Genomic DNA, 24,745 nt, shown 5'->3' on the forward strand with positions numbered 1-24,745 from the left:
CAGGGATGGCGCGGCTCGAGCCTCCAGGGAGGGATTTACGGCGTCTTTACGATCTGCCTGTTCTCTCCGTCGTGGGTACTTTGTTAATAACGTCCAGCGCTTCCGGGAGGGTGCCGTAGAAACTCAGTTTGCCCTCAATAGGCTGCACTCTGGCCCTTGCCAGCGTCTTCAGTGGCTGGAAAGGGATATCGGTGATGATGAGTTGCTGCTCATTGCTCAGGGCCTCAGTGAAGCGCAGAAACGCATTTAAGCCACCGGCATCCAGAACCGGCACCGCATCCCATTGCAGAATAATGGTCTGGTAATGCTCACTCCGGCCCAGCAACTCGTTAAATATCCGCTCAGCCGCTGCGAAGAACAGTGGTCCGTTCACCCGTAAGATTAATGTTTTCTCATCAACCGCCGCCGGTATTTCACTCAACCGCGTCATTCGCGCAATGCGCCGCATAAACAGCAGTGAGGCCAACACAATACCGACCGTGATAGCAATCACCATATCGAATAACACGGTCAGACTCATGCACAGCAACATCACGATAATGTCATCTTTCGGCCCTCGACGCAGCAGATCAACAACTTTATGTGCCTCACTCATGTTCCAGGCCACAATCAGCAGCAGCGAGGCCATAGCAGCCAAAGGTAGATAAGAGAGCATCGGGGCCAGCACCAGTAAGGCCAGCAACACCAGCAGGGCATGGACAATGGCTGACACTGGTGAGGTGGCACCGGCGCGGACGTTTGCCGCAGAGCGGGCAATAGCCGCTGTCGCGGTGATCCCACCAAAGAATGGTGCGATCATATTTCCCAATCCCTGACCCACTAACTCACTGTTTGAGTGATGCTTTTGCCCGGTCATTCCATCAAGCACCACCGCACATAATAGCGACTCAATTGCCCCCAACATTGCCATCGAAAAAGCGGCCGGCAGCAAGGCGGAAAGGGTCGCCCAGTTCAATACAAAATCCTGCCCATTGGCGGCAGGGAGATGCCAGGGCAAGACAAATTGTGGCAGGATGGGGGGAATGCCATGGCCCTGAGTGCCATCGACCAGCAAATAGCCAAATCGTGAACCAATGGTCGCGACCTGATGATCAAATAGTGATAACAGACCCATCACGGCAGTGCCGGCAACAAGCGCAGGTAAGTGACCCGGTAACTTTAATTTTAACCGGGGCCAGAGAATTAATACCAACAGCGTAACAGTAGCAATTAAAGTATCACTGAAGTTGATGGTTGGCAGCGCTTGCGCCAGTGCGCCAACTTTGCCGACATAGTTTTCTGGCGCTTCGGTTAGCTGCAAGCCAAAAAAATCCTTCACTTGCATGGTGGCAATGGTGATACCAATCCCTGAGGTGAAACCCAAGGTTACTGACAGCGGAATATATTCAATCAAGCGGCCAAGTCGCCCCAGCCCCATGCAGAGTAAAAATATGCCGGATATTAATGTCGCCAGTAATAAACCGGCCAAACCGAACTGCTGTGACACAGGATAGAGAATAACAACAAAGGCCGCCGTCGGGCCGGATACGCTATAACGGGAGCCGCCACTGACCGCAATGACAATACCGGCAATCGCTGAGGTATATAAGCCATATTGCGGCGGGACGCCACTGGCAATAGCCAAAGCCATCGCCAGCGGAATAGCAATAATACCGACAGTGACACCGGCAATTATATCTTTAACAAGTCGTTGAAGTGTATAGGTTTCTCGCCAGCAAGCGTCAATTATCGCGCTGAACGGCCTAATGCCGTTAATTCCGTGCGTTTTCATCTAAGGTGCAAACCAAATAAAGAAAAGACAAAATAAATGGCGGGCCAATAAGGGTCCGTCTCGAGTAGCAGATACACACGATACGCCAATTAGGCGGCCAATATCTAGATGTATATCAATCTCTGTAGGAATTGAGAAAACATGCCCTTTTGAAAAAGGCATTAAGTGAACAGTTACATTGCCGGTAGGTCAAATTCTCATCCGGATAAATGAAAAGTGCCTATTATCCTCGCTAGCTATCTCTTTTACCCCCAAATAGCAGAAACTGAATATTAAACCGCAAGAAGAAGATGATACCGTATTAGGCGGAGGAGTTATGAGGCTAAACAATATCTTGTTACCTGGCGATATTGGCAAAACTCATCATCAAATTATTCCGGAATAAAGCCTGTTTCGCAGCTAAGATTTAGGTTAGAAACTATTGCTATTATCCATGCTCAATGTTTAGGAATTCCGATGAATAATTTCAGTCTAAATTATGATTTAACATTAATGGGAAATCGGTCACGTCAATGTTGGTTAAAATCAACAGTGAAAATTCAAAGGACTGACGCTACGCCATGAGTGAATTAGAATCTCTGTCAACGTTATATCGGGATGCTTGTGTCACTTATGCGACCCTCTCTATTAGTTATTTTGCTTTAAGTAAAAGTAGTGCCTTCTCCTATCATGGGGATGTCTGGAAACGTATTGTATTCGGTCTGGTGGCGGGGCTGGTTTCGCTCTACCTCAATCAAGATCAGTGGATTATTTCCGGTTCATTTTTTTACAGTTTTGAATTGATCCCAATCGTTTTGGTTACCTTTTATGGTGGCTGGCTGAGTGGCTTAACGGCATTGGTGATAAATTATGCTTTCACCGGATGGCTTACACTAGATAATATATTAATAACAATAATGTTTATTCCACTTTTACTCGCCAAAGTATGGGAGAAAAAGAGTAATCGCATTTTTTATATCACAATTATCTCAATTGCCATTTATCGCATAATCGTCGCTGTTCTATTTGTTCCGAATGAACTGCTCTGGACTCAAATTGTGGTGTATCAACTGATTTCTGCCTTCTGTTTAGCTATTTGCTACCACGCATTGAATTTTAAAGAGCGCCATATTTACGCCTATTTTGCGATGAAAAATCGGGCTAATATCGACAAATTAACCCAATTAAATAACCGGGCCAGTGTTGATTATCGGCTGAATGCTATCCATAGCAGCCGATTGGCCTGTGGATTAATGATTCTGGATCTTGACCACTTTAAATCGGTGAATGACACCTATGGCCATGATGGCGGTGATCTGCTGCTGACTGAAGTTGGGAAGTTATTAACCTCAACCATTCGGGATGAGGATTTCGTTGGTCGCTTTGGCGGTGAGGAGTTTATTGTTATTACACATAGCCATGATCCGCAAGCCATCAAAGCGGTTGCTGAGCGAATTCGCCAGCGAGTAGAGAATTTAGACGTGGAATTACCTGATGGACGAAAAATAGAGGCCACAATTTCAATTGGTGCTTCGCTTTATTTGCCGGGTATGTCGATGCTAAAAGCAATAAAAATGACTGACGAAGCACTTTATCAAGCGAAAAATCAGGGTCGTAATCAGGTGGTTTACAGCCGATTAATGCCATTCTCCCCTCTGGGGGACCGTATCAATAGAGAAGGGCGTCGCCGCAGATCATAGCGGTAGGGGAATGAGGTGAGTACCAAAGAAAAAGGCCCTGACTTTCGTCAGAGCCTTTCGTTCGAATATGGCGGTGAGAGAGGGGTTCGAACCCTCGATACACTTACGCGTATACACACTTTCCAGGCGTGCTCCTTCAGCCACTCAGACACCTCACCGTAAGTTGCCGCGCTATGCACTGCAACGGGGCGGTACTATAGGGATAGGTGGCTTGATGGTCAAGTAGTATTTATCCGTTGCCATTCATCTGGTTATTCTGCACCCAGATAGGATAAATCGCAGGCAAATCACCTGACCCAACGCCAATATTAGGCGTTAGCTGGCGAGCCAAAAAGAGATAAAAAAAACGGCAATCGAATCACAAATACTGGGGTAAGACACCAGACTTGCTTCAATTGCCGTTTGATTTTACTGCCGCGACACCGCGCTTTGCGCTGTAACGACTTAATATGGCGGTGAGGGAGGGGTTCGAACCCTCGATACGCTTACGCGTATACACACTTTCCAGGCGTGCTCCTTCAGCCACTCAGACACCTCACCGTGTTACTGCTATTTATTACTGCGCTTACTGCTATTAACGACTATCAACCGCGCTAAGCATGGTCGACCGGCGTAATGTAGGCAAAAGTGTGCCCAGCGTCAACCCTCTTATGTCGCCTTTGTCACTCTTTTGCTAAAGTTACAGCAGTTTGCTGATTTCATCGGCATTTCTTGCCGGTAGCACTTGCATCTGGCCGTTAATCGCGGAAATCTAATCGGTACTTTCGCAAGGAGCTGGCAAATAATGAATATTATTTTTTATCACCCGTTTTTTGAAGCAAAACAGTGGTTGTCAGGTATACAGTCTCGCTTGCCGGCTGCGAATATTCGGCAGTGGCGACGTGGTGATACCCAACCGGCAGATTATGCGCTGGTTTGGCAGCCGCCACAGGAAATGCTAGCTAAACGCACTGAACTGAAAGGAGTTTTTGCATTAGGGGCGGGGGTGGATGCTATTTTGGACCAGGAGCGTCGCCATCCGGGGACATTACCTGCCGGGGTTCCGCTGGTTCGCTTGGAGGACACCGGTATGTCCTTGCAAATGCAGGAGTATGTTGTTGCCAGTGTACTGCGCTACTTTCGCCGGATGGATGAGTATCAACTGCAACAGCAGCAGAAAATGTGGCAGCCGCTGGAGCCACATCAACACGATAAATTCACTATCGGCATTCTTGGGGCGGGCGTATTAGGCAAAAGTGTGGCCCACAAATTAGCCGAATTTGGTTTTACGGTGCGCTGCTGGAGCCGAACACCAAAACAGATTGATGGCGTGGTCAGTTTTGCCGGCCAAGAGAAGTTACCCGCCTTCATCCAGGGGACACAATTACTGATTAATCTGTTGCCGAACACCCCAGAAACAGCCGGTATTCTAAATCAATCGCTCTTTTCGCAACTGAATGCCAATGCCTATATCATCAATATTGCACGGGGAGCGCATCTGTTAGAGCGGGATTTATTAGCCGCAATGAGTGCTGGTAAAATTGCGGCGGCAACACTGGATGTGTTTGCTGAAGAGCCATTACCCCCGATGCATCCTTTCTGGAGCCATCCGCGTATTACTATCACGCCGCACATTGCCGCAGTGACTTTGCCTGATGCAGCCATGGATCAGGTGGTCGCCAATATTCAGGCCATCGAGGCGGGCAGGGAGCCGCTGGGCTTGGTTGATGTGGTGCGAGGTTACTGAATAAGGGCTGCCAGCACGGGGCAGCCATTTGCCAGACAAGGTTTTTAGCGCTGCTGATGAGAAGAATTCCTGCTATCATTAGCAGACTATATTTTGCCTGCGAATAACTGTCCCCCGCGTTAAAAGACTTTGTGGAGTAGTCATGTATCCTGTTGATTTACATATGCATACCATTGCCAGTACTCATGCTTACAGCACTTTGCACGATTACATCGCCGAAGCTAAGCTCAAAAATATCAAACTGTTTGCCATTACCGACCATGGCCCGGATATGGCGGATGCGCCACATTATTGGCACTTTATGAATATGCGAGTCTGGCCGCGTCTGGTCGATGGCGTGGGCATCTTGCGGGGTATTGAAGCCAATATTAAGAATCTGGACGGTGATATTGACTGTACCGGCCCAATGCTCGAGGCCATCGATCTGCTGATTGCGGGTTTCCATGAACCGGTGTTTCCGCCGCAAGACAAGGCCGCCAATACTCAGGCGATGATCGCAACGATGGCGCAGGGGAATGTGCATATTATCAGCCATCCCGGCAACCCTAAATATCCGGTTGATATTCCGGCGATAGCGCAAGCGGCGGCAAAATACCATGTTGCCCTTGAGCTGAATAACTCCTCTTTTAGCCATTCACGTAAAGGGAGTGAGCCGAATTGCCGCGCGATAGCTGAAGCTGTCCGTGATGCCGGCGGCTGGCTGGCGTTAGGTTCTGATTCCCATATCGCCTACTCATTGGGGATTTTTGAGCATTGCGAGCGTATTATCGCTGAGGTAAATTTCCCGCAAGAGCGCATTTTAAATGTCAGCCCGCGCCGTTTACTCAACTATCTTGAGATGCGTGGCCGTCCCGCCATCCCCGAATTAGCCGATTTATAAGAGAATCGGTGACGTTGTCACTGTTATTTTTTATACAAAAAAATCAATAAGAAACAGGAAGATGTAGATGAATGATTTCTCTCTGGTGTGCCGGGTTCTGGGGTCACTGTTCTATCGTCAGCCACAAGATCCACTATTGGAACCGCTGTTTGCCCTGATCAGTCAAGGCAAGCTTGAGCAACACTGGCCACTGGAGCAAGGTGAGTTGCTGGCGCGTTTGCAGCAGGAGTATCAGCCAGATGCTTTGGCCGCTGATTATAGTGCGATGTTTGTGGGCGATGATTGCCGCGTGTCACCTTATGGTTCCGATTATGAGGATGGCTGTCCAGAAGTTGAAGTCAGAGCTTTTCTGCAACAGCGCGGTATGCCGCTAGGCGATGCGCCAACTGACCATTTTGGTGGATTATTACTGGCCGCCTCCTGGCTGGAAGATCAAGCGGCTGAAGATGAAGTCGCGGCACAAATTGCACTGTTTAATGACTATCTACTACCATGGTGTGGTCGTTTTCTTGGCAAAGTGGAGGCACATGCTTCCAGCGGTTTTTATCGCACACTGGCGCAGTTGAGTCGTGAGGCGTTGCAAGCGATGTGGGATGAGTTATCAGAAGATACCCTTCGTCCTTGACGCTACAACTGTGTTAGCGGCACTCGCGCACCCGAATCACTTACCAACGTAAGCTCATCGGGATTTGCTCGTTTGCTGCCTTGTTGTAACGCCAATGACTTTGGGTATCGCCCTTGGTTTTTGATGCTACAACTGTGTTAGCGGCACTCGCGCACCCGAATCACTTACCAACGTAAGCTCATCGGGATTTGCTCGTTTGCTGCCTTGTTGTAACGCCAATGACTTTGGGTATCGCCCTTGGTTTTTGATGCTACAGCTATTTGCGGGCAGGGTCGATTAGTCAGTGAATGGGATGACTAGTTGGCCCGGCTTCACTTCTAAGCCTTTCGCCAGCTTCTTCGCCATCGCTTCTGCTTTACTCTTCTCGCCATCTAACACATAGGCGGGTTGCTGATCAAAATAGGACTTCAGTGACTGGTTCAGATAAGGCGTCAGCGCCTTCATCACGGAATCCATCTTCTCTGGTTTGACTGTATAATCGGTCAACTCCATATCTTTCAGGAAGATAGCGCCTTTTTCGCGATCGAATGTAGGCTGTGCTTTTAAGGTCAGCGTCATATCGGCACTTTGCGGGCCAAGGATCGAGGTGATATCCACTTTGGCGTTACCGGTTAATGTCACTTTACCGGGTTCAGCGCGACCAATCTGGCTCTGCAATTGCGTCAGGGTGATATGGGCATCAACCAAACCCGGAATACCAATCTGCTTTTCATAATTATTATGCTTTTGCAGGTAATCATTCACTTCCTGCTCGTTCAGTGTGTACTGAGTCAGTTGGTTACAGCCGACCAGGGTGACGGTCGTCAGCAGCGCCGCTGCGCCCCAAGTTATTCTCTTCATTAAAACCTCATAGCAATATGCACAATCACATCAGACAAGACGAATTTGCCCAATGATAACGGGTTAATCTGCTGTTTTGTATTATTAACCGTTGCTGTTCAACAACGGTTTGGGATTAGGCGCGTTTAGGACTGGGCGCTATAGTGCGGCACTGTCCGGCAATTGCCCATCAGATAACCCTGAATCCGGGTTAATAGCAGGCTAATTGCCGCTGAGCATCGTGGATTCAATCCGGCGCTGATTAAATTGCCAGTACAGTCCAATCAAGGTAATTAAGCCAATGACACCTAACATGAACCACGGCAACTCTGGCATTTCAAGGGTGCGGCCGGTGTCGTACATCCAGCCGCCGCCGGTATAACCCAATGCACCACCCAGAGCCAGCCCGAGGCGGCTAAAGCCCATATAACTGCCGCGAGCCCGTGAGTCTGCCAGTGATGCGCTCAGGGTTTCACGGGCCGGTTCGGCAATGATTGACCCCATATAGAAGAAGCAGATAAACATAAACAGGGTTTGCAGATGGCTAATCAGGCCGATTGGGAACAGGCTGAGTGTCATGATAAGCAACCCGGCCATTAAGCGCTGCTCAAGGCTAAAGCGCTTCTCACTCCAGCGGGCAATCGGGTAGAGCAGTGTCAGAGAGAGCGCAGCTTCAATGGCATACATCCATTTAACCGCGGCAGGCGAACCGGCAATCTCATTGACCATGATTGGCAGCATCAGCATCACCTGCACGGCGAGCATGTAATAGCCGGTCAGTGTCAGGACATAGGTCACAAAGCGGCGATCACGCAGCACCCGCATTAGCCCCTCTCTCATTGGCGCGCGGACAGTCGAGATGCGGTAAGCGGGCAGTAGCCAGAGATTCCAGCCCGCCGCCAGGACGAAGATAGCCGCACCCGTCCAGCAGACAAAGTGGAAGTCGTATTGCAGCAGCCAGCTACCGATCAATGCGCCAATTACCGCGCCAGCACTGTCTTGCATCATCAACAGTGAGTAAAAACGGCCACGTTCGTGCGGGCGAGTGAGCTTAATCACCAATGCGGTACGCGGTGGATCGAAAAGTGTGCCGCCTAAGCCGGACAACGCACAAGCGAGCCACAGTATCCAGGGTTCATCAGCCATTGCCATCAACGCGAAACCCGCTGCGCGCATCAGCATTCCGGTGACTATCATCGGTTTGGCACCGAAGCGGTCGGCAATAGCACCGCCGAAGATGCCAAGCCCTTGCTGGACCAGTTGTCTTAATCCCAAGGCAAGGCCCACGATCACCGCAGCCCAACCCATTTGATCGACAAATCGGATAGAGATAAGTGGGAATACAACGAAGAAACCCAACACCACTAATAAGTTATCAAGCAATAAAAAATACTTACCCAAGCTCCGAGCTTGCGATACCAAGGCCATGCTTCACCGTCAGAAATCAAATAAGGAGGGAATAGAAACTACATTTATGGTTTATTGCCCATATAGCTTGTAGCGAACTCGTTTGTAGCAAACATTGTTTGTAAAAAACATTATTTATAAGAAATATAGTTTGTACCCAAATCATCAGAAACGATAGGGGTTAGATTGATAATATTTTTTTATCGTCAATACGTTACCTCATCGACAATTTCATCATAAAATGATTTTTTAGCCCTTCAATGACGCCATTTTGTGGTGTTGATATCTGAAAAGAGCGCAAGGGTGGTGTTACGCGACTGCGGTGTAACAGGTATATTGAATCATAAGAGCCGCCGTTAGCCGCTAAATGCTAAATTAGGTGCAGCGCACCGCCAAGGGGAGCAGATGTTCGGCTATCATTCAGCAACACCTAAAATACGCCTGACCACTGACCGCATGTCACTGCGGCTGGTTCATGAGCGTGATGCTTACCGCATGGCGGAGTATTACGCTGAAAATCAGGTATTTCTCAAACCCTGGGAACCGGTGCGTGATCAAAGCCACTGTATGCCGTCCGGTTGGCAGGCGCGGCTGGGTATGATCATGGAGCTACAAAAACAGGGCAGCGCCTACTACTTTATTCTGCTGGATCCTGAGGAGAAAGAGGTGCGCGGGGTTGCTAACTTCAGCAATGTGCTGCGCGGCTCCTTTCATGCCTGTTTCCTGGGTTACTCATTAGGTGAGCGCTGGCAGGGGCAGGGCTTAATGTTTGAAGCATTGCAACCGCTGATCCGCTATATGCAGCGGCAGGAGCGGATGCACCGTATTATGGCTAATTATATGCCGCATAATCATCGCAGTGGCAGCTTACTTGAGCGCCTGGGTTTTGAGCGCGAAGGCTACGCGAAGGATTATTTACTGATTGACGGCCAGTGGCGCGATCATGTGCTGACGGCCTTGACTAACAATGAGTGGACACCCACGCGCTGAGGTCAGGATGAAACAGAGTCTAAATGCATTAGAGGCCAGAGTGATTGGCTGTTTGCTGGAAAAACAGGTGACGACGCCAGAGCAGTATCCGATGTCGCTCAATGGTGTGACGGTAGCTTGTAATCAGAAAACCAACCGTGAACCAGTGATGGAGCTATCCGAATCGGATGTGCAGCAGACACTGGATTTTTTGCTGAAAAAACACCTTATCCGCACACAAAGTGGCAATAGGGTCATGAAGTACGAGCACCGTTTCTGCAATTCTGAGTTTGGTAACCTTAAATTCTCCCCAGCGGAGTTGGCGGTGATCGCCACGTTATTATTACGTGGCCCACAGACGCCAGGTGAGTTGCGTACCCGCACCAACCGAATGTATGAGTTTGCGGATGTAACCGAGACAGAAGCGGTGCTGAATCAGCTCTCCCAACGTGAAGATGGGCCATTTGTGGCGCGTCTGGCCCGTGAAGCGGGTAAACGCGAGAGCCGCTATAGGCATCTGTTTAGCGGCGATGCTGCACCAACTGCACCCACAGACGAGGGCGTTGACGGGGGAGCGAGCGCTCTTGAAATCCGAGTCGCGCAGCTTGAGCAACAGGTCATGGCGTTGACACGCCGTTTGGATGAAGTGCTGATCCAGTTAGATGATTGATAAGGATGCTATGAACAGATCGGGCGTTGGCAAAAAACTGCGTGTGGGTATCGTCGGTCTGGGTGGGATTGCGCAAAAAGTCTATCTGCCGATCCTGACCCAAGCGCTGGATTGGCAACTGATTGGCGCGTTTTCGCCCAATCAAATTAAGGCGCAGCCGGTGTGCGACAGCTACCGCATACGCTATTTTTCACGTTTGGATACCCTCGCCGCTGAGTGTGATGCTATTTTTGTTCACAGCAGTACCGCCAGCCACTTTCAGGTGGTGAGTGAGCTATTGCAGGCCGGAATTCATGTTTATGTCGATAAGCCGCTGGCTGAAACGCTGGCGCAATCGGAGCAATTGATCACCCTGGCAACCAAACAAAAGTTGGCGTTGATGGTCGGTTTTAACCGCCGTTTTTCGCCATTATACCAGCAGCTTAAGTATGAGATGGCTTTGCCGACATCACTGCGCATGGAGAAACATCGCCAAAACGGCATTGGGCCAAATAGTGCCCGTTTTACCTTGCTGGATGATTATCTGCATGTGGTGGATACCGCGTTGTGGCTGGGTGGTGAGCCGGCAACATTGACCACCGGCCGCGTGCAAACCAACGCGCAAGGGCAGATGTTATATGCCGAGCACCACTTCGAAACGGGTCATTGCCTGATAACCACCAGTATGCATCGTGATGCTGGTACTCAGCGGGAGAGTGTGCAAGCTATCAGCTCCGGGAGCTGTTATCAGATTAATGATATGCGCCAGTGGCAGCAGGAGTCTGACGGGCAGGTGATTAGCTTGCCCGCCCCCGGTTGGCAAACCACACTGGAGCAGCGCGGCTTTGTCGGGGCTGTACGTCACTTTATTGACGCGGTGAGCCACCAAACGGCCCCGCAACTCTCAGGTGAAGAGGCGATTTATGCTCAACGCATGATAGAAGCGATGTTACAGCAGTAGAGTGCGGACCAGGTTAGTAGCGCTGAGCAAGCATGAACAAAAGATCAGCGCTCTCAGTAAGTTGTTACACTTTTCGATGGCTATTCATAGCCGGTTACGTAGACTGGCGGCTGTTTTTAAACAGTATCAGGGCAGCGCTGATGCCCACCCTAACCCCAGATCAGAAACCTATGAATTTACTGAAATCACTGGCAGCCGTCAGTTCAATGACCATGTTTTCCCGCGTATTGGGCTTTGCCCGTGATGCCATTGTGGCGCGGGTCTTCGGTGCAGGTATGGCAACGGATGCCTTTTTTGTAGCCTTTAAATTGCCTAATCTCCTGCGGCGTATTTTTGCCGAGGGTGCATTCTCGCAGGCTTTTGTGCCGATTCTGGCTGAATATAAGAGCCAGCAAGGCGAGGAGGCGACACGAACATTTGTCGCCTATGTCTCCGGCTTATTAACCCTGATACTGGCGGTAGTCACGATATTGGGCATGTTGGCAGCACCTTGGGTTATCTTTATTACCGCCCCCGGTTTTACCGATACTCCAGATAAATTTGCACTCACCTCTGCGCTGCTGCGGGTGACATTCCCCTATATCTTACTGATCTCACTGGCCTCGCTGGTGGGGGCTATTCTTAATACCTGGAACCGCTTCTCCATTCCCGCGTTTGCGCCAACCTTCCTGAATATCAGCATGATAGGTTTTGCCCTCTTTGCCGCGCCTTACTTTAATCCCCCGGTGATGGCGCTGGCCTGGGCCGTGGTAGTGGGTGGAGTGCTGCAATTGGGTTATCAGCTCCCTCATCTGAAAAAGATAGGTATGCTGGTACTGCCGCGGTTGTCACTGCGCGATGCGGGTGTCTGGCGAGTGATGCGCCAAATGGGGCCGGCGATCCTTGGGGTGTCTGTCAGCCAAATCTCACTGATCATCAACACTATTTTTGCGTCGTTTCTAGTCTCAGGTTCTGTCTCCTGGATGTACTATGCTGACCGCTTGATGGAGTTCCCATCCGGTGTGCTGGGCGTGGCGTTAGGCACCATTTTGTTGCCCTCACTGGCAAAAAGTTTCTCCAGCGGTAACCATGATGAATATTCCCGACTGATGGATTGGGGTCTGCGCCTCTGTTTCTTGCTGGCGTTACCCAGTGCGGTGGCATTGGGGATCCTCGCCAAACCGCTGGTGGTGTCACTGTTCCAGTATGGCAAGTTCAGTGCCTTTGATGCCGCGATGACCCAGCGAGCGCTGGTAGCTTACTCGGTTGGCCTGATGGGGCTGATTGTGGTTAAAGTGCTGGCGCCGGGGTTCTACTCGCGCCAAAACATCAAAACGCCGGTGAAGATTGCCATTGTCACACTGATATTGACTCAGGTGATGAACCTTATTTTCATCGGGCCACTAAAACATGCGGGGCTATCACTGTCGATTGGTCTTGGGGCTTGTCTGAATGCCAGCTTGCTGTATTGGCAGTTGCGTAAGCAGCAGATTTTCCAGCCGCAACCCGGTTGGGCGATATTCCTGACGAAATTGGTTATCGGCGTGATCGTGATGTCAGCGGTGTTGCTGGGGCTGTTGTGGGTCATGCCGGCGTGGGATATTGGTGGGATGGCTTATCGGCTGTTGCGCTTATCGGCAGTGGTGGCGGCGGGGGTGATTGCCTATTTTGCTTCACTGGCGTTACTCGGATTCAAATTGCGAGATTTTGCCCGGCGAACCCATGGCTGATGTGACCTGCTGATGGTCAATCGGTTTGCTGTTATTGACAAAGCCGCCTGAGCGGAGAGAACAGGTAGATCGTAAAGACGCCGTAAAATCATCCCTGATGGCTCGAGCCGCGCCATCCCTGGCGCGGACGCTTTACTCTTCTGTCTGTCCTCGCCGTTCAAGATCGAGTCATCGGGGTTTGTCAGCAGTCTGAAAGGCCCCTTGGGGCCTTTTTTGTCGTCAATTATTAGCTAAACGGCGAGTGGCGAGAACTACATGCGCTCTACCGTGCGAATACCGAGGGTATCCAGACCTTGCTTCAGGGTTTTTGCCGTCAGCATCGCCAGTTTCAGGCGGCTTTGGCGGATCTCTTCACTTGCTGCATTCAGTATCTGGCAATGCTCGTAGAAACTGGAGAATAAGCCCGCCACGTCATACAGATAGGAACACATCACATGCGGCGTCCCTTCACGGGCGACGGTAGTGATGACCTCTTCAAATTGCAGCAGGCGCGTTGCCAGTGCCGCTTCACGATCTTCGGTTATCACCAGTGGCAGTGTCAGGCTGTTCTCATCAACGCCAGCACGTTTAAACACCGAAACCACGCGGGTATAGGCATATTGCATGTAAGGTGCGGTGTTGCCATCCAGCGCCAGCATGTTATCCCAGTCGAAGATATAGTCGGTGGTGCGGCTTTTCGACAAGTCGGCATATTTCACCGCGCCAATACCGACCGCTTCCACGACCTGTTTCAGCTCATCTGCAGGCATATCCGGGTTTTTCTCGGCGATCAATTTGCCCGCACGTTCAATGGCTTCGTCCAGCAAATCGGAGAGCTTAACCGTGCCACCTGAGCGGGTTTTAAATGGCTTGCCATCTTTCCCCAGCATCATGCCAAACATATGGTGCTCTAGCGGCACAGATTCAGGAACATAACCGGCTTTGCGCACGATAGTCCATGCTTGCATCAGATGTTGGTGCTGGCGGGTGTCGATGTAATACAACACGCGATCTGCGCCCAGTGTCTCATAACGATACTTGGCACAAGCGATATCCGTGGTGGTATAGAGGTAACCACCATCTTTTTTCTGGATAATGACGCCCATTGGCTCGCCATCTTTGTTTTTATACTCATCCAGATAGACCACAGTTGCGCCGTCGCTCTCGACTGCCAGACCCTTGGCTTTCAGATCCGCAACAATGCCCGGCAACATGGCGTTATATAGGCTTTCGCCCATGACATCATCTGTGGTCAGGGTGACATTTAGCCGATCATAGGCAATCTGGTTCTGCGCCATGGTGATATCCACCAGTTTGCGCCACATCTGACGGCAATATTCGTCGCCGCTTTGCAGTTTCACCACATAGGCACGGGCGCGCAGGGCGAACTCTTCGTCTTCGTCATAGGTTTTCTTGGCTTGCTGATAGAAAAGCTCCAGATCCGATAGGTCCATATCGCTGGCGCTTTCATTCTGCATTTTTTCCAGATACGCAATCAGCATACCGAACTGTGTGCCCCAGTCGCCGACGTGGTTAGCGCGGATAACATGGTGCCCCAGGAACTCCAGAGTCCGCACCGCCGCATCACCGATAATGGTTGAGCGCAGGTGACCGACGTGCATTTGCTTAGCCACGTTAGGTGCCGAATAGTCGACCACGATAGTTTGCGGTTCAACTGGTGCCACGCCCAGTTTGGGTGCTGTTAACGCGAACTCTACTTTGCTGGCAACCCACTGACGGTCTAAGAAAATATTGATAAAACCGGGGCCGGCGATCTCAACCTTGCTGGCAATGCCCTCAAGATCGAGCAGCTCAATGACTTTTTCTGCCAGTTGTCGGGGTTGCATGCCCAGTTTTTTGGCAACGGCCATGACGCCATTAGCTTGATAATCGCCAAATTGAGCTTTAGCAGATTGGCGAACTTGAGCTTCGCTACCTGCTGGAGCACCTGCTGCAATCAGCGCCTGGCTGACTTTATCTGAGAGAAGAGCCTGAATATTCACCGGGTTACCTTAATTACGCACAAAAGAGACATTAGTGATGCACAAAAGAGTCACTGTGCCAGTTAATTCAAACGGGGCCAGCGCCTGATACCGCAATCAATGAGTGACGGTGGGGCGGGCTGACAGCGTGTTAGTCGCAAGATGGCAGGATTTATACCATATTTGGCTTTCGGCGTCAGCATTGGGGCAGTGGTTACAGCGCAGATCGCCCGCAAATAGATCAACTGATTATTTTATTAGCAATGATTGAGATGGCGTCATAAATCAATCAGATAAAATATGGCTGATTAGTGCTAATAACTGTAGATTATGGCCGCTTCAATGTTTGAAATAGCCGCTTAAAAGGAGAGCCAGATGTGCAGCTTGAAAGATATCGCCGAATTACAGGATTTAATCACTGATCTGCCAAGTTTTGAGCAAAAGCTGGTGAATTTTTCGGCCAAATTAAATTTGGATTTGACTCAGTTTAGCGCCGACCATATTTCATTGCGCTGCTATCAAATTGAAACAGCGGAGCGCTGGCGTAGCGGATTATTACATTGCGGCAATTTGATGTCCGAGACGCAGATTAATGGCCGACCTATTTGTCTGTTCGATTTAGCGCAGCCTTTATCTATTGGCCCCTGGCAGATAGATTGCATTGAGCTGCCGTATCCGGGGAAAACCCATTATCCCCATCAGGGCTGGGAGCATGTTGAGCTGGTTTTGCCCGGTGACCCGCAAACTCTGCAACAACGCGCCCGAGCCTTGTTACCCGCGACATTACCCGTGGGTATTAATGAAAAATTTAGTTCACCGCAGGGGGAACATGAACGTTTACCCAATCCAACGTTGGCGGTGAGTGACGGTGAGATAACAATTAAGTTTCATCCCTATACCTTGAGACAAATAATAGACAGCGAGCACCATAACTAACGTAAATGGGTTATTTATTTCAACATCGACTATCACTTATGGTTATCACTGTGACTGACATCTACTCACGAACTCAAAATGAGTGCCATAGTAAGTGCTCTAGTACACTGGATTAGATTCAGTTTGAACGCGAGTGATATATTAAGCATATAAATTATTCTGAAATATAATTATTCAATTCTTAGGTGATATCTATGCCCAGAGTTACCGGGTAAAACAACTGCCGCAGTGGCATCCGTCAAACGGGGGAGAGAATGACTAAATTGGAAATTTGTTGCTATAGCGTCGATTGCGCGCAGGTAGCAGAAAAGGCAGGAGCCGACCGGATTGAATTATGCTGCGGTCAGTCCGAAGGGGGTTTAACACCTAGCGTCGGCGCTTTAATGCAAGCCAGAGAGACTGTGACCATTCCGGTACATCCCATCGTGCGGCCTCGGGGCGGTGATTTCTGCTATAGCCATAATGATTTTGCCATCATCAAAAATGATATCGCGCGCATCCGTGATATGGGTTTTGCTGGCGTGGTCGTGGGGGTGCTGGATACGGATGGTCATATTGATATGCCGCGGATGCGCGAGATAATGTCCCTCAGCGGTGACCTGGCGGTCACATTCCATCGCGCATTTGATATGTGTCAAAACCCGATGGTCGCCTTGCAGCAATTAACTGATTTGAATGTGGCGCGGATTTTAACTTCGGGTCAGCAACAGAATGCGGAGCTGGGACTGTCATTACTGAAAGATTTGGTCGCAGCCACCCAAGCGCAAGGGCCGATTATCATGGCGGGTGCGGGTGTTCGTCTGACCAATATGCAGAAATTTATTGATGCCGGTATTCGCGAGTTACACAGTTCAGCGGGGCGTTCTGTTCCCTCGACGATGAAATATCGCAAAGCTGGCGTGACCATGTGTGCCGACAGTGATGTTGATGAGTTTGCGCATTATTGTGTTGATGGCGAAGTGGTTGAGGCGATGAAGAGTTTGCTGGTGATGGGCGCACCGTTGCCTCAATCCGCCTAGACCTTTCGTCCTTGAAGCTACTGCGTGGTTAGCGGCCCTCGGCGATTAAACTGAGGGCTGTTTTTATAGCTGAGGGTTATGGCTTACGAGCGATTAATACGGCTCTAACTGGGGCCGGATAGCCTTCCACAGTTTTGCTTGGGTCTTTTGGATCGAGGAACTCAGCTAATGACTCGCTGGTCATCCAGTCTGTGCGGCGTTGCTCATCGGTGGTGGTCACCGCCATATCCGCAATTCTGACATCCACAAACCCACATTTTTCCAGCCACTCTTTCAATGCGGGTGCCGACGGAATGAAATAGACGTTACGCATCTGAGCATAACGATCACCGGGCACCAATACCTGCCGACTATCGCCTTCAACCACCAAGGTTTCGAGTACCAATTCCCCCTCGCTAACCAACTGGTTTTTTAGCTGATAGAGGTGATCCAGCGGCGAACGGCGGTGATAGAGCACACCCATAGAAAACACGGTGTCGAAGGCTGCCAACTCTGGCAGTTGCTCAATGCCCAACGGCAGCACATGGGCACGTTGATCACCACCCAATAGCTTACGGATGGCTTCAAACTGACACAAAAACAGCTGCATTGGGTCGATACCCACCGCCAGATGAGCACCTTCACCAATCATGCGCCACAGGTGATAACCGCTACCACAGCCGACATCCAAAATGGTGCGCCCCGCCAGTGGCGTGATGTGCGGTAATACCCGCTGCCATTTCCAATCAGAGCGCCATTCGGTATCGATATCCAGCCCATATAAAGAGAAGGGGCCTTTGCGCCATGGCATCAAAGCGCGCAACATATTTTCCATCCCCTCCCGCTGGCCGGCAGAAATAGGTGGCGACATCTCAGCCCGCACGCCATCGCGTAAATCCAGCGATGTTGGGGTGAGCTGCGGCAAATGTTCTACCGCGTTAAACCAGGTTTTAAACTTACCGTGCAATGATTCGCGCTGCCAGGCACTGAGCTGAGCGGGTAGGGTATCTAGCCATGGGCTTAATGGGCCTTTGGCAATCAGCCGGTAAAAATCGCCAAATTCAATCATTGAGCCTCTCCTGCTTTCAGGGCAATTAGCGAACCAAAATTAAAACACTGGAACCAGACTTCCGCGTGCTCGAAACCGGCTTGATGCAGACGCTGTTTATGGGTTTCAACGGAGTCGGTCAACATGACATTCTCCAACATGCTGCGTTTCTGACTGATCTCCAGCTCGCTGTAACCATTGGCGCGCTTAAAATCGTGGTGCATGTTGAACAGCAGTTCGCCGATATCGCTATCCTCAAAGTTGAACTTCTCGGACAACACCAAGGCCCCCCCTGGTCGCAACCCTTGGTACACCTGATTGAGCAGCCGTTGGCGGTCAGCCGGCTCCAGGAATTGCAAAGTGAAGTTCAGCACCACCATTGAGGCGTTTTCCAGCTTGATATCCAGAATGTCTGACTCCACCACGTCGACTGGCGTTTCTGCACGAAAAGCGTCGAGATGGCGACGGCAGCGCTCGACCATCGCGGGCGAGTTATCCACGGCAATGATTTTGCAACCTTCAGCCTTGATATTACGGCGCATTGACAGTGTAGCCGCACCCAGTGAACAGCCCAGATCGTAAATCTGGCTATGGGGCTGCACAAAACGCTCCGCTAACATGCCGATCATCGAGATAATGTTGGAATAGCCGGGAACTGACCGCTGGATCATATCAGGGAACACTTCAGCGACCTTTTCGTCGAAGGTCCAGTCACCTAATTTGGCAATAGGGGCAGCAAACAGGCTATCACGCTGTGGCTCTGTCGCCCCAGACTGATGGTGTTGCGCATCGTTTTGAGATTGAGTGTCGCGATTTGGCATGACTGTCATTGGCATTAACAAGAAATTAAAGGCGCATATTATAACAGAAAAACGGACAAATAAGCGCGATAAACCGAGGGTAAGCAGGAGATAGGCGGGAAAGGCATGAAGGCGGGGATAACCCGCCCGGACGAACAGTGCTCCGGCGGCTTTGGTGCTCGGAGCTGATAACGCGGTAACCGGGGTCAGGTGAGACTGAAAATCTGATCCCAAGGCAGGTAGTAAATATTAGCAATAACCATCAATACCAAAGAAACATAAGTGGCACTCATCCCAGAGCGACGCCAGCGAATTTCGCGATGGCGTAAACCATAATAATGCAGCAGGCGGCCGACTATCAGCATTAATCCACAAAGGTGGATCATCCACGTCAGTGCACCATTCATCTCCATCATAATGAGCAAAATTACAGCAATAGGAATATATTCTACGGCATTACCATGCACGCGGATGGCGGTTTGTAACTCATAAAAACCGCCGTCGCCATAAGCTACCCGGTACTGGTTTCTTAATTTCACCACATCAAATGAAAGTTTGATCAATAACAGTGCGCCCAACACGACATAAAGCGAGCTAACCATTTTTAACTCCATTGCCCAACATAGACTGGCTGAATGATGATAACCGCCTACCGGGTTACTGTCGCTAGAAAAATTATGGGAATGTCATTTCTTGAGTTTCAGTTTAGCCTTTGGAAAGAGGGGGTTGTCTGCTCGTGATAGCGACTCCTCCGCATCACTCACGGGTGTGTATGATTCGGGGGAGTTTATGGGGGGCAGGACTTATGCGTCTAGCGCCGCAAGAATTTCAGTGCTGCTGCGAACTCGGGAAATGCGTGGGAATATATGGTTAACCGCAAACTGCTGCATCTCGGCACTTGCCGTGCTGCAGCCATCTTCAGCAATCACTAACTCATAACCCAATTCCCAAGCAGTACGGGCAGTCGATTCGACACCAATATTGGTGGCAATTCCCGCCAGTACCACGGTTTTAATCCCACGGCGGCGCAGCTGCAAATCTAAGTCAGTGCCGTAAAACGCCCCCCACTGGTGTTTGATCACTTTAATATCCTGATCACTCACTGCCAGTTGTTCAGGGAATCTCCACCATGACTCCGGTAAACCGCCCTCAGGGGCAGGGCTAGGCTGATCTACCGGCTGTTTTAGCGCCTCGGCGAAGGAGTCAGACCAGCCTACGCGCACCAAAACGACGGGAGCACCGAGTTGGCGAAATTTATCGGCCAGTCGCGCGTTGATCGCGATGACCTGTTCAGCGCTGTAAGGGCCTTTGGCATAAGGCAAGATCCCCTGTTGCAGATCAATCAGTACCAGTGCAGTCGTTTTTGCATCAAGTTTCATTGTGTCGGGCCTCGGGATCATGAGGTGAGAATAGGGGCGGTTGGCTCAATCTGTTGACCAAGTTGTGCCAGCATATGTTATTGGGCACGTCTTGTGAGGGGGGAAATTTGTTAAATGATGTGTTAAAACATCATTGAAAGGGATTTTGTCGTGCCGGAGCTGTGCGTTCGCTCTTATCTATGCCTCGAATTTCCTTTATAATGACCCCCTTTTTCAACCGCCTTTCATCCAAAATAGCTGTGCCTATATATGACTTTTTTTGGATAAAATAGGGCGTGTAGCGCTTGCAACCATCGATTAGAGAAATTGCAGAAATTTTCTGACGCGCCACTGACTCAAATGTCCTGCGTGTCATCAGCCTGGGTTATCGAAACTTAATCTCTGCGGCCGGTTTTCAATTGAAAGGCATCGGCTGAGTAAAAGGATATTGTATGCGTACTGAGTATTGCGGGCAGTTGAATCTGTCTCATGTGGGCCAAGAAGTGACACTTTGTGGTTGGGTTAATCGTCGCCGTGACCTGGGTGGCCTGATTTTTATTGATATGCGAGATCGCGAAGGCATCGTTCAGGTCTTCTTCGATCCGGACCATAAAGCGGCTTATGAGCAAGCTTCAGAGCTGCGTAACGAATTTTGCATCCAGATCACCGGTACAGTGCGGGCGCGTCCTGATAGCCAAATCAATAAAGATATGTCTACCGGTGAAGTGGAGATTTTTGCTAACGCGCTGAATATCATCAACCGTTCTGAGCCGTTGCCACTGGACTCTAATCAGACCAACAGCGAAGAGCAGCGCCTGAAGTACCGCTATCTGGATTTACGTCGCCCGGAAATGGCTGATCGCCTGAAAACCCGCGCCAAAATCACCAGCTTTGTCCGCCGCTTTATGGACAGCCATGGTTTCCTCGATATTGAAACCCCGATGCTGACTAAAGCGACGCCAGAAGGTGCGCGTGACTATCTGGTGCCAAGTCGCGTCCATAAAGGCAAATTCTATGCTTTGCCACAGTCACCACAGCTGTTTAAGCAGTTGCTGATGATGTCTGGTTTTGACCGCTACTATCAGATCGTAAAATGCTTCCGTGACGAAGATTTACGCGCTGACCGTCAGCCTGAATTTACCCAGATCGATGTTGAAACCTCTTTCATGACCGCCGATCAAGTGCGTGAAGTGATGGAGAAACTGGTGCGAGAACTGTGGCAGGAGACCAAAGGCGTTGATCTGGGTGATTTCCCGGTCATGACCTTTGCCGAAGCCATGCGCCGTTACGGCTCTGATAAGCCTGATCTGCGTAACCCACTGGAGTTGGTGGATGTCGCGGATCTGGTTAAAGAGGTTGAATTTAAAGTCTTCTCCGGCCCGGCGAATGACGCTAAAGGCCGTGTTGCAGCACTGCGTGTTCCTGGCGGCGCACAGGTGACTCGTAAGCAAATTGACGAGTATGGCCAGTTTGTTGGTATCTACGGCGCTAAAGGTTTGGCATGGTTGAAAGTCAACGATCGCGCAGCCGGGATGGAAGGGGTGCAAAGCCCTATCGCCAAGTTCCTCAGTGCTGAAGTTCTGGAGGCGATTCTGACCCGCACTCAGGCAGAAAGCGGCGATATCCTGTTCTTCGGCGCAGATAGCAACAAGATAGTGACTGATGCCATGGGCGCATTGCGTCTGAAAGTGGGCCGTGATCTGCAACTGACCCAGTTGGGTACATGGGCACCACTGTGGGTTGTTGACTTCCCGATGTTTGAAGATGACAGCGAAGGCGGCCTGACGGCGATGCACCATCCGTTTACCGCGCCGAAAGAGATGAGCCCGCAACAGTTGGCGGCAGCACCGACCACCGCAATCGCCAATGCGTACGATATGGTCATCAACGGCTATGAAGTGGGCGGGGGTTCTGTGCGTATTCACCGCACAGAAATGCAGCAACAGGTGTTTGGTATTTTAGGCATCAATGAACATGAACAGCGTGAGAAGTTTGGCTTCCTGCTGGATGCCTTGAAATACGGTACACCACCCCATGCGGGCCTGGCCTTTGGTCTGGATCGCTTAGTGATGCTGCTGACCGGTACTGACAACATCCGTGATGTGATAGCCTTCCCGAAAACCACGGCGGCGGCTTGTCTGATGACTGACGCGCCAAGCTTTGCCAATCCTGCTTCACTGCAAGAGCTATCTATTAGCGTCGTGGCGAAAAAAGGTGCAGCGGAAGAAGAGAATCAGTAATGAATTATATCTACCCAGTAGATTTCGAGTTGCAGGAAGGCGGCAAGCAAGAGAATCCCGATGAGCTTACATCGGTAAGTGATTCGGATGACAAATCTGCTGGGAGCAGATTTGAATGCTGCTTGCAGCGGCCTCGCAGAGGTGAGGCCTATGGACGGGCCGAGTAGCGAGCGCAGCCAACACACCTGCAGTTTGAAAGATGACGGGTATAAACGCCCCGAATCGATTCTGGCGGTTATCTACGCCAGATCCAGCGGTCGGGTGCTGATGTTGCAACGGCGAGATGATCCTGATTTCTGGCAGTCAGTCACTGGCAGTCTGGAAGAGGGGGAGACCCCGTTGCAAACTGCGCAGCGCGAAGTAAAGGAAGAGGTCGGCATTGATATACTGGGTGAAAATCTGGAGCTGTTCGACTGCCAGCGCTGTGTGGAATTTGAACTCTTTGCGCATTTGCGCCGTCGCTATGCACCGGGTGTGACGCGGAATAAAGAGCATTGGTTCTGTCTGGCGCTACCCGAAGAGCGAGATGTGGTGATCACCGAACATCTCGCTTACCAGTGGCTCAATGCGGCGGATGCCGCTGCATTGACCAAATCCTGGAGCAACCAGCAAGCGATTGAAGAGTACGTCTTTTAGGTTATTTTGGAGATACATATGGCAGGTCATAGTAAATGGGCCAACACAAAACACCGCAAAGCGGCGCAGGATGCCAAACGCGGTAAGATTTTTACTAAAATTATCCGCGAGCTGGTGACTGCGGCACGTCTGGGTGGTGGTGATCCCGGTGCAAACCCACGGCTACGTGCGGCTATCGATAAAGCGTTGTCGAATAATATGACACGCGACACCCTGAACCGCGCAATTGCCCGTGGTGTTGGTGGTGACGAAGATAACAACATGGAAACAATCATTTACGAAGGCTATGGACCAGGCGGCACTGCCGTGATGGTTGAGTGTCTGAGTGATAACCGTAACCGTACCGTATCTGAAGTCCGCCATGCATTCACCAAAACCGGTGGTAATCTGGGGACTGATGGTTCCGTTTCTTACCTGTTTACCAAAAAAGGCGTCATCTCTTACGCGCCAGGTTTGGAAGAAGATGCCGTGATGGATGCGGCGTTGGAAGCGGGTGCAGATGATATCGTGGTCTATGACGACGGCGCCATTGACGTGTTCACGCCTTGGGAGTCTCTGGGGGCGGTGAAAGATGCTTTAGATGCCACAGGGTTGGTTGCAGAAGGCGCGGAAGTTGCTTTGATCCCATCAACCAAAGCGGATCTGGATGCCGAAACGGCACCAAAACTGCTGCGTTTGATCGACATGCTGGAAGATTCTGATGATGTACAAGAGGTTTACCATAATGGTGAAATCTCTGATGAAGTTGCAGCAACACTGTAAAGCTGCGTTATCTCATGCTACACATTAGCAATGTCTGTCATCATCGCTGGTCACTCTTAGTGGCCAGCGTTTTTGCAGTGCCACAGAGGCCCTATTAATGTGGTGCTTTTATCCCTCGGTATCACTAAAGTCATATCGTTGAGAAGCAACTGTGCGAACAAGGTAAAAAAATTGGTATGGCGATCGTATTAGGTATCGATCCCGGTTCTCGGGTCACCGGCTATGGCGTCATTCGCCAGGAGGGTCGCCAACTCACTTATTTGGGTAGCGGCTGCATCCGTACTGTGGTTGACGATATGCCAACCCGCCTGAAGTTGATTTATGCCGGCGTGACTGAAATCATCACTCAGTTTCAACCCGATTTTTTTGCTATCGAACAAGTATTTATGGCGAAGAATCCAGATTCGGCCTTAAAGCTGGGGCAAGCGCGTGGGGCGGCCATTGTTGCTGCGGTAAACCTGAATTTGCCGGTTTCTGAATACGCAGCTCGCCAGGTGAAGCAAACCGTCGTAGGAACCGGTGCGGCTGAAAAAAGCCAGGTTCAGCACATGGTGCGTTCACTGTTGAAGCTGCCCGCGAATCCTCAGGCCGATGCGGCCGATGCATTGGCTATCGCCATCACTCACTGCCATCTCAGTCAAAATACCCTTCGATTGGGTAATAATCAGATGACTTTGGCACGTGGCAGGATCCGTTGACCAACGTTTTAATGCGAGTCGGTTAACTGTTATTACGGGCTGGATATCCATCCAGCCTTTTTTATGCTATAAACAGCCAATTATGTTTCTACCCAGAGTAGTTGGAATTGCCG

At 50.4% G+C, this 24,745-nt stretch carries 22 protein-coding genes, 2 tRNA genes and 1 pseudogene; 15 read left to right on the forward strand and 10 right to left on the reverse strand.

Annotated features, from left to right (window positions below):
• Positions 1-46: 46 nt before the first annotated feature.
• Positions 47-1,771 carry a C4-dicarboxylic acid transporter DauA gene (gene dauA, locus AACW11_RS18365; RefSeq protein ID WP_212585080.1) on the reverse strand — a complete coding sequence of 575 codons (1,725 nt, stop codon included), beginning with the start codon at positions 1,769-1,771 and terminating at the stop codon, positions 47-49.
• 560 nt (positions 1,772-2,331) lie between these two features.
• Here dauA and AACW11_RS18370 point away from each other — a divergent pair.
• The gene (locus AACW11_RS18370; RefSeq protein WP_212585081.1) at positions 2,332-3,450 is read left to right on the forward strand and encodes a GGDEF domain-containing protein; all 1,119 of its coding nucleotides are present in this window, start codon (positions 2,332-2,334) and stop codon (positions 3,448-3,450) included.
• A gap of 68 nt (positions 3,451-3,518) precedes the next feature.
• Here AACW11_RS18370 and AACW11_RS18375 read toward each other — a convergent pair.
• Both AACW11_RS18375 and AACW11_RS18380 read right to left on the reverse strand, forming a co-directional pair.
• A tRNA-Ser gene (locus AACW11_RS18375) sits at positions 3,519-3,608 on the reverse strand.
• A 292-nt stretch (positions 3,609-3,900) separates the two neighbouring features.
• A tRNA-Ser gene (locus tag AACW11_RS18380) sits at positions 3,901-3,990 on the reverse strand.
• A gap of 244 nt (positions 3,991-4,234) precedes the next feature.
• On the opposite strand from AACW11_RS18380, the gene ghrA reads away from it, so the two are divergent.
• From ghrA to AACW11_RS18395, 3 genes are all read left to right on the forward strand, one after another.
• Positions 4,235-5,176, forward strand: a complete 942-nt coding sequence (gene ghrA / locus AACW11_RS18385) for a glyoxylate/hydroxypyruvate reductase GhrA (protein ID WP_212585082.1) — start codon at positions 4,235-4,237, stop codon at positions 5,174-5,176.
• 142 nt (positions 5,177-5,318) lie between these two features.
• Positions 5,319-6,056, forward strand: a complete 738-nt coding sequence (locus AACW11_RS18390) for a phosphatase (RefSeq protein WP_212585083.1) — start codon at positions 5,319-5,321, stop codon at positions 6,054-6,056.
• Between the two features lie 67 nt (positions 6,057-6,123).
• A complete protein-coding gene (locus tag AACW11_RS18395) occupies positions 6,124-6,681 on the forward strand; it encodes a TorD/DmsD family molecular chaperone (RefSeq protein ID WP_049602506.1) in 558 nt (185 codons plus the stop codon).
• A 276-nt stretch (positions 6,682-6,957) separates the two neighbouring features.
• Here the strand turns inward: AACW11_RS18395 and AACW11_RS18400 are convergent, their stop codons facing one another.
• A complete protein-coding gene (locus AACW11_RS18400; protein WP_212585084.1) occupies positions 6,958-7,521 on the reverse strand; it encodes a lipoprotein in 564 nt (187 codons plus the stop codon).
• Positions 7,522-7,722: 201 nt separating this feature from the next.
• Positions 7,723-8,928, reverse strand: coding sequence for a multidrug efflux MFS transporter MdtH (mdtH, locus tag AACW11_RS18405; protein ID WP_212585085.1), 1,206 nt, complete (start codon positions 8,926-8,928; stop codon positions 7,723-7,725).
• Between the two features lie 384 nt (positions 8,929-9,312).
• Between mdtH and rimJ the strand changes: the two genes are divergently transcribed.
• The 4 genes from rimJ to murJ all read left to right on the forward strand — a co-directional run bounded on the left by rimJ (position 9,313) and on the right by murJ (position 13,195).
• The gene (gene rimJ / locus AACW11_RS18410) at positions 9,313-9,897 is read left to right on the forward strand and encodes a ribosomal protein S5-alanine N-acetyltransferase (RefSeq protein ID WP_212585086.1); all 585 of its coding nucleotides are present in this window, start codon (positions 9,313-9,315) and stop codon (positions 9,895-9,897) included.
• A gap of 7 nt (positions 9,898-9,904) precedes the next feature.
• A complete protein-coding gene (locus AACW11_RS18415; RefSeq protein ID WP_212585087.1) occupies positions 9,905-10,546 on the forward strand; it encodes a DUF480 domain-containing protein in 642 nt (213 codons plus the stop codon).
• Positions 10,539-11,486 carry a Gfo/Idh/MocA family protein gene (locus AACW11_RS18420; protein WP_249192785.1) on the forward strand — a complete coding sequence of 316 codons (948 nt, stop codon included), beginning with the start codon at positions 10,539-10,541 and terminating at the stop codon, positions 11,484-11,486. Before AACW11_RS18415 ends, AACW11_RS18420 begins: the two co-directional genes overlap by 8 nt.
• A gap of 170 nt (positions 11,487-11,656) precedes the next feature.
• The gene (murJ, locus tag AACW11_RS18425) at positions 11,657-13,195 is read left to right on the forward strand and encodes a murein biosynthesis integral membrane protein MurJ (RefSeq protein ID WP_212585194.1); all 1,539 of its coding nucleotides are present in this window, start codon (positions 11,657-11,659) and stop codon (positions 13,193-13,195) included.
• 251 nt (positions 13,196-13,446) lie between these two features.
• Here the strand turns inward: murJ and argS are convergent, their stop codons facing one another.
• Entirely contained in the window at positions 13,447-15,177 is a 1,731-nt protein-coding gene (gene argS / locus AACW11_RS18430) for an arginine--tRNA ligase (RefSeq protein ID WP_212585089.1), read from the reverse strand.
• A gap of 354 nt (positions 15,178-15,531) precedes the next feature.
• On the opposite strand from argS, the gene AACW11_RS18435 reads away from it, so the two are divergent.
• Positions 15,532-16,092 carry a VOC family protein gene (locus AACW11_RS18435; protein ID WP_212585090.1) on the forward strand — a complete coding sequence of 187 codons (561 nt, stop codon included), beginning with the start codon at positions 15,532-15,534 and terminating at the stop codon, positions 16,090-16,092.
• 254 nt (positions 16,093-16,346) lie between these two features.
• Positions 16,347-17,111: a copper homeostasis protein CutC gene (gene cutC / locus AACW11_RS18440; RefSeq protein ID WP_212585091.1), complete on the forward strand. Its 765-nt coding sequence runs from the start codon at positions 16,347-16,349 to the stop codon at positions 17,109-17,111.
• 76 nt (positions 17,112-17,187) lie between these two features.
• On the opposite strand, the gene cmoB is transcribed toward cutC, so the two are convergent.
• The 4 genes from cmoB to AACW11_RS18460 form a co-directional block, all read right to left on the reverse strand.
• Entirely contained in the window at positions 17,188-18,159 is a 972-nt protein-coding gene (gene cmoB / locus AACW11_RS18445; RefSeq protein WP_212585092.1) for a tRNA 5-methoxyuridine(34)/uridine 5-oxyacetic acid(34) synthase CmoB, read from the reverse strand.
• Entirely contained in the window at positions 18,156-18,959 is an 804-nt protein-coding gene (cmoA, locus tag AACW11_RS18450) for a carboxy-S-adenosyl-L-methionine synthase CmoA (protein ID WP_212585093.1), read from the reverse strand. Before cmoA ends, cmoB begins: the two co-directional genes overlap by 4 nt.
• Before the next feature lie 185 nt (positions 18,960-19,144).
• Positions 19,145-19,540 carry an MAPEG family protein gene (locus AACW11_RS18455; RefSeq protein ID WP_019209819.1) on the reverse strand — a complete coding sequence of 132 codons (396 nt, stop codon included), beginning with the start codon at positions 19,538-19,540 and terminating at the stop codon, positions 19,145-19,147.
• Between the two features lie 201 nt (positions 19,541-19,741).
• Positions 19,742-20,317: a hydrolase gene (locus tag AACW11_RS18460; protein WP_212585094.1), complete on the reverse strand. Its 576-nt coding sequence runs from the start codon at positions 20,315-20,317 to the stop codon at positions 19,742-19,744.
• Positions 20,318-20,623: 306 nt separating this feature from the next.
• Here AACW11_RS18460 and AACW11_RS18465 point away from each other — a divergent pair.
• From AACW11_RS18465 to ruvC, 5 genes and pseudogenes are all read left to right on the forward strand, one after another.
• A pseudogene (locus AACW11_RS18465) lies at positions 20,624-20,733 on the forward strand (FmdB family zinc ribbon protein).
• Positions 20,734-20,748: 15 nt separating this feature from the next.
• Positions 20,749-22,536 (forward strand): aspartate--tRNA ligase, encoded by a 1,788-nt coding sequence (gene aspS / locus AACW11_RS18470; RefSeq protein WP_212585095.1) that lies wholly within the window; start codon positions 20,749-20,751, stop codon positions 22,534-22,536.
• Between the two features lie 150 nt (positions 22,537-22,686).
• Entirely contained in the window at positions 22,687-23,172 is a 486-nt protein-coding gene (gene nudB, locus AACW11_RS18475; RefSeq protein WP_212585096.1) for a dihydroneopterin triphosphate diphosphatase, read from the forward strand.
• Positions 23,173-23,190: 18 nt separating this feature from the next.
• Entirely contained in the window at positions 23,191-23,934 is a 744-nt protein-coding gene (locus tag AACW11_RS18480) for a YebC/PmpR family DNA-binding transcriptional regulator (RefSeq protein ID WP_005272090.1), read from the forward strand.
• Between the two features lie 176 nt (positions 23,935-24,110).
• Complete coding sequence (ruvC, locus tag AACW11_RS18485; protein WP_005279945.1) at positions 24,111-24,632, forward strand: crossover junction endodeoxyribonuclease RuvC; 522 nt, start codon at positions 24,111-24,113, stop codon at positions 24,630-24,632.
• Positions 24,633-24,745 lie beyond the last annotated feature (113 nt).

The organism is Yersinia sp. Marseille-Q3913, from assembly GCF_963892745.1.
Lineage (GTDB): Bacteria > Pseudomonadota > Gammaproteobacteria > Enterobacterales > Enterobacteriaceae > Yersinia > Yersinia bercovieri.